This is a genomic window from Georgenia thermotolerans, from assembly GCF_009193185.1.
GTDB lineage: Bacteria > Actinomycetota > Actinomycetes > Actinomycetales > Actinomycetaceae > Georgenia > Georgenia thermotolerans.
In genome coordinates this window covers 75,628-85,168 of record NZ_VUKF01000021.1, presented here as the reverse complement: position 1 = coordinate 85,168, position 9,541 = coordinate 75,628, and the positions used below count along the sequence as shown (strand labels likewise).

Annotated in this window: 8 protein-coding genes, 1 tRNA gene and 1 pseudogene; 2 read left to right on the top strand and 8 right to left on the bottom strand. The window is 70.7% G+C overall.

Going from position 1 to position 9,541, the window contains the following annotated elements; translation table 11 throughout:
* Nucleotides 1-129: 129 nt before the first annotated feature.
* A pseudogene (locus GD970_RS11640) lies at nucleotides 130-294 on the top strand (IS3 family transposase); the annotation flags it as partial.
* A 738-nt stretch (nucleotides 295-1,032) separates the two neighbouring features.
* Here GD970_RS11640 and GD970_RS11635 read toward each other — a convergent pair.
* The 3 genes from GD970_RS11635 to GD970_RS11630 form a co-directional block, all read right to left on the bottom strand.
* A complete protein-coding gene (locus GD970_RS11635) occupies nucleotides 1,033-1,950 on the bottom strand; it encodes an SDH family Clp fold serine proteinase (RefSeq protein ID WP_152203059.1) in 918 nt (305 codons plus the stop codon).
* Nucleotides 1,950-2,126, bottom strand: coding sequence for a hypothetical protein (locus tag GD970_RS21645; protein ID WP_155524132.1), 177 nt, complete (start codon nucleotides 2,124-2,126; stop codon nucleotides 1,950-1,952). The genes GD970_RS11635 and GD970_RS21645 overlap by 1 nt, the downstream gene beginning before the upstream one ends.
* A gap of 267 nt (nucleotides 2,127-2,393) precedes the next feature.
* A tRNA-Ser gene (locus GD970_RS11630) sits at nucleotides 2,394-2,478 on the bottom strand.
* 200 nt (nucleotides 2,479-2,678) lie between these two features.
* Here GD970_RS11630 and GD970_RS11625 point away from each other — a divergent pair.
* On the top strand, nucleotides 2,679-3,647 hold the full coding sequence (locus GD970_RS11625) for an NAD(P)H-quinone oxidoreductase (RefSeq protein WP_152203058.1): 969 nt from the start codon (nucleotides 2,679-2,681) through the stop codon (nucleotides 3,645-3,647).
* Between the two features lie 11 nt (nucleotides 3,648-3,658).
* Here the strand turns inward: GD970_RS11625 and GD970_RS11620 are convergent, their stop codons facing one another.
* The 5 genes from GD970_RS11620 to GD970_RS11600 all read right to left on the bottom strand — a co-directional run bounded on the left by GD970_RS11620 (nucleotide 3,659) and on the right by GD970_RS11600 (nucleotide 9,331).
* Entirely contained in the window at nucleotides 3,659-4,459 is an 801-nt protein-coding gene (locus tag GD970_RS11620) for an alpha/beta fold hydrolase (protein WP_211489884.1), read from the bottom strand.
* 66 nt (nucleotides 4,460-4,525) lie between these two features.
* Nucleotides 4,526-5,767 (bottom strand): AGE family epimerase/isomerase, encoded by a 1,242-nt coding sequence (locus GD970_RS11615; protein ID WP_152203056.1) that lies wholly within the window; start codon nucleotides 5,765-5,767, stop codon nucleotides 4,526-4,528.
* 82 nt (nucleotides 5,768-5,849) lie between these two features.
* Complete coding sequence (locus GD970_RS11610) at nucleotides 5,850-6,743, bottom strand: carbohydrate ABC transporter permease (RefSeq protein WP_211489885.1); 894 nt, start codon at nucleotides 6,741-6,743, stop codon at nucleotides 5,850-5,852.
* A 68-nt stretch (nucleotides 6,744-6,811) separates the two neighbouring features.
* On the bottom strand, nucleotides 6,812-7,798 hold the full coding sequence (locus tag GD970_RS11605; protein ID WP_152203054.1) for a carbohydrate ABC transporter permease: 987 nt from the start codon (nucleotides 7,796-7,798) through the stop codon (nucleotides 6,812-6,814).
* A 162-nt stretch (nucleotides 7,799-7,960) separates the two neighbouring features.
* Nucleotides 7,961-9,331 carry an ABC transporter substrate-binding protein gene (locus GD970_RS11600; protein ID WP_152203053.1) on the bottom strand — a complete coding sequence of 457 codons (1,371 nt, stop codon included), beginning with the start codon at nucleotides 9,329-9,331 and terminating at the stop codon, nucleotides 7,961-7,963.
* Nucleotides 9,332-9,541 lie beyond the last annotated feature (210 nt).

The following is a 9,541-nucleotide window of genomic DNA, read 5'->3' as shown; positions in this document are numbered from 1 at the left end:
CTCCCTCGAGGTGATGGCTGGTGGTCAGAGACCGCCATCGTCGAGGGGGCCCCACCGTCGTCGGCGGAGCCACACGGGTGGGGAATTTCAGTGAGCAGGTCTGGGGAGTTTCACCTGAGCGTCATCAATGTCGAGATCGCCGTGGCCGAGTACGTCGACTGGTACAACCACCGCCGCCTGCACGGCGAGCTCGGCCACGTCCCGCCCGCCGAGTACGAGGCCACCTTCCGGGCCACCACACGCGCCCAGCACGACCCTGACAACTACGTCCTCATCGAGGCCGGAACCAACTAACCGAGCCTCCACCAAACCCGGGGCGGTTCAAGCTGGCACGGCCACCTGGCGCAGGTCGTGCGGTCGGGCCACGCCGGCGCAGGCGATATCGACCGCCCGCATCCGGGCCTAGGTGAACCACGGCTGACTCATCACCAACTGTCGGCGCCCGGCACGGCGAGACCGTGATCGCGCCACCTCACCGACCGGATGATCGACGAGTTGGATCGGATGCCCTGACTGTGGCCGGGACAGACACGTAGACAGGCAGCAGCCGTGGCGGGCCTGCATCTAGGAAATAACCAACGCCCGCGATGTGCCACCGCGGTTCGCCACGGTGCGTCGTCCTCTCCCCTGACTGCCACTGCCTGGCAGACCGACGGCGACCAGTTCATCGACCGTCGCGACCGCTTCGCCCCGGCGCTGGCGTTCGTGATGGCAGCGAACGCCCGGGCAAGCCTCCGGCGCGTATGGATGCCAGTCGCCGACCTACGACAAACGCTGACGGTCAAACCCGGGACCAGACCTTCGGACGCTCGCGCGGCGCCCCTTCCGGCACGACCTCGCCATCTCCGGAACTTCCCACACTTGTGCGACTGACCGCTTTCTGATCTCACGGGCGGCATGAGACCCGCCCCGGATCATTGCACTTACAACGATCCGGGGCCTTCGTCGTGTGGTTGGGGTGCACCCGGAGGCACTCAAACCCCAAGCAACCCTTCTGATCCGTTAGTCAAAGGCGCACAGCCATGACCGTCCTCAAGGCCCGACAGGGCGCGGGTTGACCGCACTGATGAATGAGACGCCGTCCTGGTTTTCGATGATCTTGATCGCGGCGGTCTCGCCCAACGTCTGCGTTGATGCGTGATGGACGGTGAGGACCCGCTCTTGCAGTTCCTTGTCGTCCTCAAGCATCGTGACGTTCAGCCCCAGTGCTCGAGCTCGCTCTGCATTGATGTGCCGGTCGTGCGTCAGCGTGAGGGCGTGGTCTCCAAGTTCCCGCACAACCGCGTCCGCTGCCGCTGCGGCGTCACTGCGGCCTGCGAACATGCCGGTCTGCAGCCAGGTCTTCACCATCGCATTCGCCCAGTCGATCGCCTTCTGGCACTCACCCACGAAGGTCGGCGGGTACTTGGCGATGACGGGCTGCCACAGCGGGATCGCTGACGCGTCGGCGGCGATCTCCGCCCGAGCCTTCTCGAACTCCTCGACGATGCCGTGGGCGGCGATGCCATTGATCTGCGGATCGATGGGGCCGAGGCTCGAGTGCTTTCCAAGGACGATGGTCTGCGCGGACAGGGCGATCATGGTTCCTGCCGACATCGCCAGCTGAGGCACAATCACCCTGATGTTGGTGCCGAACATCGCCCGCAAGTAGTCCACCAGCGACTCCGTGGCTGCGACGTTGCCGCCAGGGGTGTGCAGCAGAAGGTCCAGCCCCTTGGAGCGATCCAGTTTGTGGATCGTTGCCATGAAGCCGTTCTTATCGCTGTCATTCACCTCGGTGCCAGTCAGCCCCTGCCGGACGAGGGCTTCCTTCTCCAGCCAACCGGAGTAGTAGAGGATGACGTTACGACCGGTGTAGTCAGAGAGTTCCTTGACGTAGCGGCGGCGGAGGATGTCATGCGCTGACCCTGCAGCCTTGATCTCTGTCTGGACTAGATCCCAGCTCGGCATCAGTCGACGAAGGGCTGGGACGTGGTCGTCGTCACGACCTCAAACATCAGGCGAGGCTCAACTGGACGGAAGGCGTCGAACTGCGCTCGCGCTTGCATCGAACCAAGGCCCACGCGCTCGTAGAAATCTTGAATTTCCGTCGTTGTCGTCTCGTCATCGAGGGTCGGGGTGCTCATGTTCGCTCCTGATGGGTGGCAACCGTATGCAAAAACCCGGCCACTAGACCGGATCGTGCGCGGTGTCATTTGTCATCTAACCACACGCATCGGCAGGCGCCAGCCGTTCGTGAGGCACATCTCCGTATGGGTAGGTCACAGTCCAGCCATGTCCGGCGAACACTCCCGGCGCATACACGCTTCGCATCTCTGGCATCCGTCTGCTGCGACGACGATCAAGCTGAGAACCATTCTCAAGGTCCTTACACCATATCAATGGATCGTCGGCGGAGGGCAAGGGATTCGAACCCTTGGTGGGTTGCCCCACAACGGTTTTCAAGACCGTCACATTCGGCCGCTCTGTCAGCCCTCCCTGCCCCGTCCGGCACGCCGCGCGGGGCGCCGACCAGTCTACGGGCGGTGCCGGTCCGGGTTGGCACCGGCGCTGGTGCGCCTCCACGGGCAGCGACCCGCCGCGGGCCCGGGCCGGGCGCCGTCGTCCGGGGTGGGCCATCGCCGCGCCGGACCCCGCCCACCCGGCGGTTTCCGACGATCGCTACCAAGATGAGGACCATGCGTGCCATCACCGTGACCAGCAGCAACGACCTCGAGCTGACCGAGGTCCCCGACGCCCAGGCGGGCCCCGGCGAGGTCCTCGTCAAGGTCGCCGCGGCGGGCGTCAACCGTGCCGACATCCTCCAGCGCGCCGGGCACTACCCGCCCCCGCCCGGGGCGAGCGACATCATGGGCCTGGAGGTCTCGGGCACCGTGGTGGCCCTCGGCGAGGGCGTGGACGGCTGGCAGGTCGGCGACGAGGTCGCGGCGCTGCTGGCGGGCGGCGGGTACGCCGAGCTCGTCGCCGTCCCGGCCGGCCAGCTGCTGGCGGTGCCGGAGTCGGTCACCCTCGTCGACGCCGGCGGCCTGCCCGAGGCGGTGTGCACCGCCTGGGACAACCTCATGCGCGCCGGGCGGCTGACGTCCGGGGAGACCGTCCTGATCCACGGCGGGTCCGGCGGCGTCGGGTCCGCGGCGATCCAGCTCGCCGTCGCCGTCGGCGCCCGGGTCCTCACCACGGCCGGCGGACCGGAGCGGGCCGCCCGGTGCCGCGAGCTGGGGGCCGACGTCGCGATCGACTACAAGGGGCAGGACGTCGTCGCCGCCGTCGAGGAGGCCACCGGCGGGCGGGGCGTGGACGTGATCCTCGACGTCCTGGGCGCCGGCGCGCTCGGCGACAACGTCCGCATGCTCGCCACCGGCGGCCGGCTGGTGGTCATCGGCACCCAGAAGGGCCGCAAGGGCGAGCTGGATTTGGGCATGCTGCTGACCAAGCGGGCGAGCATCCACGCGGCGACCCTGCGGGCGCGGCCGCTGGTGCAGAAGGCCGCCGTCGTCGAGGACGTGCGCGAGCGGGCCTGGCCGATGCTCGACGGCGGCCTGCTGCGGCCCGTCATCGCCGAGCGGCTGCCGCTGGCCGAGGCGGGCCGTGCGCACGAGCTGCTCGACTCCGGAACGGTGTTCGGCAAGATCGTGCTCGTGCCCTGACCGGCGCGGCGCTACCCCGCGCCGCCGAGGAAGCGGAAGACGTCCGCGCGGGCCCGCCGGCTCATGACCGGGCCCATGTGGCCCATGCGGGGGTAGAGCCGCAGTTGGCTGAGCGGGATGCCGGCGGCGGTGCGGCGGAAGAGCTCGGGGCCGTAGTAGCCGTCCCGGGCGCCGGCGACGACGAGGGTCGGCGCGCGCACCTCGCCCAGCCGGGGGCAGACGTCGAAGGCGTCCTCGGCGGCGATGGTGCGCAGCAGGTCGGCGGGGTCCGCCGGTGCCATGGCGGGGCCGGCGAGCCACATCGCGGCGCCGACGGCCCGGGTCGCGAGCCACGAGCCGCCCATGAGGCGGCCGAGGTCGGCGTAGGTGCGACGGAGGTCGCCGCGCAGCACGCCCGCGGCGAGGCGGCGCTGGGCGGCCCGGCCCGCCTCGGAGAGCCGGCAGGCGGCGGAGACGAGGACCAGGCGACGCACGGCCTGCGGGTGGTCGACGGCGAGCTGCAGCGCGACCGACCCGCCGGTGGAGGTGGCGTGGACGTCCACCGGCTCGCCGAACTCCGCCGCCAGCGCGGCGGCGTGCAGGTCCGCGAGGTCCACCATGGTGGCGCCGGCCGGGAGGCCGGGCGGGCGGCGCACGACGTGGAGCGTGAACCGGCGGGCGAAGGGCCGCAGCCGGCGCACCTCCAGCGCCCGCGCACCGCCGACCGGGTTGGCGTTCTCGCTCTCCAGGCCGGGCAGCACCACCAGCACCGGCCCGGCGCCCAGCCGCAGGTAGGGCAGGCCGCCGTGGAGCACCCCCTCGTGCACGTCCATGGCGCCTCCCCGCTCCATCGCGACGGGTCGAGCATCCCGGGCGCGCGTGCGCCGGGCAAGGGGGGCCTATTTCTCCAGCAGCCCGGCCGCGAGCGCGGGGGCCAGGGCGGGGGTCAGCGGCAGGCGCGGGAGCAGCGTCGCCTGGTAGGCGTGGTAGACGTCCGGCCGCCCGGACCAGGTGCCGGCGGCGGGGGTGTTGTCCGGCGCGAGCTCGTGGTGCCAGCGGCCCGGGGCCTCGATGAGGTGGCGCCGGGCGTAGTCCCACCACGTGCGGTACCAGTCGGCGTAGGCCTCCTCGCCGGTAGCGGCGTGCAGCGCCGCGGCGGCCCCGACGCCCTCGCACACCACCCAGTGCATGCGCTGGCGCACCACGGGGCTGCCGGCGAAGTCCACGGTGTAGACGAAGCCGTCCGCGCCGTCGACCGCCCACCCCTCCCGGGCGGCGGTCTCGACCAGCGCCCGCGGCGCCTCGAGCGTCCACGGCTCGGGGTCGCGCCCGCGCGCGGCGAGCGCGGCGCGCAGCTCGAGGGTGAGCCGGGCCCACTCCAGCCAGTGCCCCACCGTGGCGCCGAAGGGGCGGAAGGGGTGCGCGGGCTGGTCGCGGTTGTACTCCAGCAGCGGCCGCCAGCCGGGCGTGAAGTGCTCCGGCAGACGCCAGCCGTGGGCGCGGGCCTCGCCGTCGATCAGCCGGCAGGTGATGCGCAGGGCCCGGTCCAGCCAGACGTCCTCGCCGGTGACGTCGGCGACGGCGAGGTAGGCCTCGACCGTGTGCATGTTGGCGTTGGCGCCGCGGTAGTCCTCCGGCGCGGTGAACGTCCGGTCGAAGCTCTCGCGCACCGCGCCGGCCTCGTCGTCCCAGAACCGCTCGGTGCTCACCGCGCAGGCCCGCGCGAGCAGCTCGGCGGCGCCGGGCCGGCCGGCCGCCGTCGCCGACGCGGCGGCGAGGAGGACGAAGGCGTGGGGGTAGGCCTCCTTGCGCGCGCCGGCCTCCCCCGCCGGGCGGGGTCCGGCCGGGCCCTGCTCGACGGCGGTGAACCAGCCGCCGTGCTCGGCGTCGGCGAAGGTGGTGGCCAGGGCCGCGACGCCGTGGTCGGCCAGCTCGGCGGCGCCGGGCCGGCCGCGCAGGGCGGCCAGGGCGAACACGTGCGTCATGCGGCAGGTGATCCACAGCTCGGCCCGCGCTGGGTCGGGCACGGTGCCGGCGTCGTCGAGCGTGCCGAAGCCGAGGTCGGTGGCGGCGCCGCGGGCGAACGCGAGCAGGGCGTCGCCCTCGGCGTCGAGCCAGGCGGCGGGGGGCGGGGTGATCATGGCGGCCCTTCCGGTCGGGTGCTACCGCGAACCTACCGGCGCCGGCCCGCCGCCCGGCCGGGCCACCCCGGGCGGGCCGGCGTCAGCCCTTCACCGAGCCCGCGAGCAGGCCGCGCACGAAGTACTTCTGCAGCGCGAAGAAGACGATGAGCGGGACGATCATCGACACGAACGCGCCGGAGGTGAGCAGGTGCCAGTCCTGCCCGCGCGAGCCGGCCATCTCCGACAGCCGCGCCGTCAGCGGCTGGATGGCGTTGTTGCCGCCGGAGAAGGTCAGCCCCACGAGCAGGTCGTTCCACACCCACAGGAACTGGAAGATCGCGAAGCTGGCGATCGCCGGGACCATGAGCGGCAGCATGATGCGGAAGAACAGGGTCACGTGGCCGGCGCCGTCGACCCGGGCGGCCTCGACGAGCTCGCGCGGGATCTCCGCCATGAAGTTGTGCAGCAGGAAGATCGCCAGCGGCAGCCCGAAGGCCGAGTGCGCCACCCAGATCGCCAGGAACGGGAAGGCCTCGGCGGCCGCGGTGCCCGAGAAGATCCGCAGCAGCGGGATGAGCGCCATCTGCAGCGGCACGATCTGCAGGGCGAAGACGATGACGAACACCGTGTCCCGCCCGCGCCACTGCAGCACCGAGAAGCTGTACGCCGCCATCGTGGCGATGACGAGCGGGATGATCGTCGCCGGCACGGTGATGGTCAGGGAGTTCATGAAGAAGTTCGCCAGCTGGCCGTTGGAGGCCCGCCCGAACAGCACCGTGCTGTAGTTCTCCAGCGTGAAGGCCGGGTCGGTGAAGAACGTCCACCACCCGCTGGTGCGGATCTGCCCCTCGGGCCGCACGGAGCTGACGAGCAGCCCCAGGGTGGGCACCGTCCAGACGACCGCCAGCACGATGGCGACGGCCGAGCCCATCCGGCTGGTGAGCATGGACTTGGTGCGCCCGGCCGCGGAGAGGCGCGGCGCCGTCGGCCGCATCGGGTCCGGCAGGCTGGCGACGGGCGGCTCCGCCGTCGCGACGGCGGGGTTGGCGGGCGTCGTGCCGCTCATGCTCCACGCACCTCCCGGTTCCGCAGCATCTGGCGGACGTTGTAGATGATGATCGGGATGACCAGCACGAAGATGACGACGGCGAGGGCCGAGCCGACGCCGTTGTTGCCGAAGGTGAAGGACTGGTCGTACATCTGGTTGGCCAGCACCTGGGTGCCGAACCGGGCGCCGGTGACCGTGCGGGTGATGTCGAAGATCTTCAGCGTGGCGATGGAGATGGTCGTCAGGACCACCACGAGGGTCGGGCGGATCGACGGCACCGTGATGGAGCGGAACATCTGCCAGGAGTTCACCCCGTCGAGCCGGGCCGCCTCGACGATGTCGGCCGGGATGCCCTTGATCGCGGCCGAGAGCAGCACCATCGCGAACCCGGCCTGGATCCAGATCATGATGAAGATCAGGAAGAAGGTGTTCCAGGGCCCGTCCTGGAGGAAGCGCACCGGCTCGACGCCCAGGCCGGTGAGGAACGCGTTGAGCAGGCCGATCTGGGTCTGCTCGGCGCCGCGGTACTCGTAGACGAACTTCCAGATGATGCCGGCGCCGACGAAGGAGATCGCCATGGGCATGAACAGCAGGGACTTGGCGACCTTCTCGAAGCGCTTGCCGTCGACGAGGATCGCGTAGATCAGCCCGATCGTGGTCGAGACCAGCGGGACGAGCGTGACCCACCAGAAGGTGTTGACGAAGGACTGGATCGACTCGGGGTTGGTGAAGACCCACCGGTAGTTGGCCAGGCCGACCCAGCTCTGCGACCGGCCGTCCATGAAGGACATGACCATGGTGCGCAGGGCCGGGTAGATCAGCCCCACGCCGAGCAGGAGCAGCGCCGGGCCGGCGAAGACGAGCAGCGTCCAGGCGATGCGGGTGCGGCCGGCGAACCGGTCGGCCAGGCGCGCGACCACCATGAGGGCGGCGACGACGGCGGCGAAGACGAGCACGGCCAGCACCATCTGGCCGGTCTTCGAGTAGAGGAAGAAGTCCATGCATGCTCCCCTGCGAGCGGCTGGGCGGCCTCGAGACGGGTGTCCGCCCCGGAGGCGGGGGCCTCGGGGGCGGGTGGCCGGAAGGCGGGCGCCCCGGAGGCGGGTGCGCCCGCGCGGGGGTGCGGCCGGTGGCCGCTCCCCCGCGCGGGCTGGGTCAGCGGGTCAGCTGGCGGGCCAGGAGGCCTCGATCTGGTCGAGGACCGTCTTGGTGTCCGCGCCGTCGATCCACTGGGTCATGCCGGTCCAGAAGGAGCCGGCGCCGACCTCGGAGGGCATGAGGTCCGAGCCGTCGAAGCGGGCGACGGCGTCCTTGTCCTGGAGCAGCTCGATCGCCAGGCGCAGCACGTCGGAGGAGGCGTTGGCCGGGTCGACGGCCTTGTTCGCCGACGTCACGCCGCCGATCTTGACGCGGGTGTTGGCCCAGTCGCCGGAGGCCATGTAGGCCTGCACCGCCTGGGTGGCCTCCTTGTCGTTGAACGCGCCGACGAACTCACCGCCGGTGAGCAGCGGCTTCTCGTCCGCCGTCTTGCCGGGCAGGTAGAAGGCGAACGCCTGGCCCTCGGGGCTGACGTCGGTGCCCTCGGGCCACTGGGCCTCGTAGAAGGAGGCCTGGCGGTGCATGTAGCACTTGCCGTCGAGGATGGGCAGGCCGCCGTCGTTGAAGGACGTCGTCGCGATGGACCGGGAGTCGCCGATGCCGCCGTTGACGTAGTCGTCGTTCTTGAGGATCGCGCCGGCCATGTCGGCGGCCGCGAGGATCTGCGGGTCGTTGAACGGCACCTCGTGGGTGACCCACTTGTCGTACAGGTCGCCGCCGCCCTGGCGCAGGACCATGTCCTCGATCCAGTCGGTGGCCGGCCAGCCGGTCGCGCCGCCGGACTCGATGCCCGCGCACCACGGCTTCTCGCCGGTGGCGGCGATCTTCTCGGTCAGGCTCATGAGCTCGTCCCACGTGGTGGGGACCTCGTAGCCCTTCTCCGCGAACAGCGTCGGGGAGTACCAGACGAAGGACTTCACCGACGCCATCAGCGGGGCGGCGTAGAACTTGCCGTCGACGGTGCCGTAGGCCTTCCAGTCCTCCGACCAGCCCTCGTCGACGTTCTTCTCCACGGCGTCCGGCGCCTCGACGACGTAGCCGTCCTTGACCATGCGGGCCAGCAGGCCCGGCTGCGGGAAGATGGCCAGGTCGGGGGCGTTGCCGCCCTCGGCCTGCACGACCACCTGCTGCTCGAACTCGCCCGAGCCGTTGTGGACGACGTCGATGCCGGTGCACTCGCTGAAGTCGGTGAAGGTGTCCTGGAGCTGGTCGGCCTCGGTCTCCCGGATGGAGGAGAAGAGGTTGACCTTCTCCCCCTTGAAGGTGCCGTACTGCTCGTAGGCCGCGCAGTCGGCGCCCGCGGCGCTGCTGCTGCCGCCCCCGCCACCACCGGTGCCGCCGCCCATGTCGTCGGCCCCGCAGGCGCTGAGCACCATGGCCACTGCGGCGGCGCCCGCCAAGGTGGCGATGCCCCGCCGCCTGGTCGTCGTCATCATGCGAACTCCTCGTCACGTCGTCGTGTCGAGCGCACACGCGCTCCCTGTGGTTACCCAACCACTCGTCCGGGATCTGAGACCACTATTTGTTCCGGGTCGTGACGTAACGATTCAGCAACGAAGCAATCGGGGGAGATTTCTCAACATCCGGACGCCCCGCTCCCTATTGTCGTGAGACGTCAACGTGGTCGTGAGAGGTCAATTGGGGCG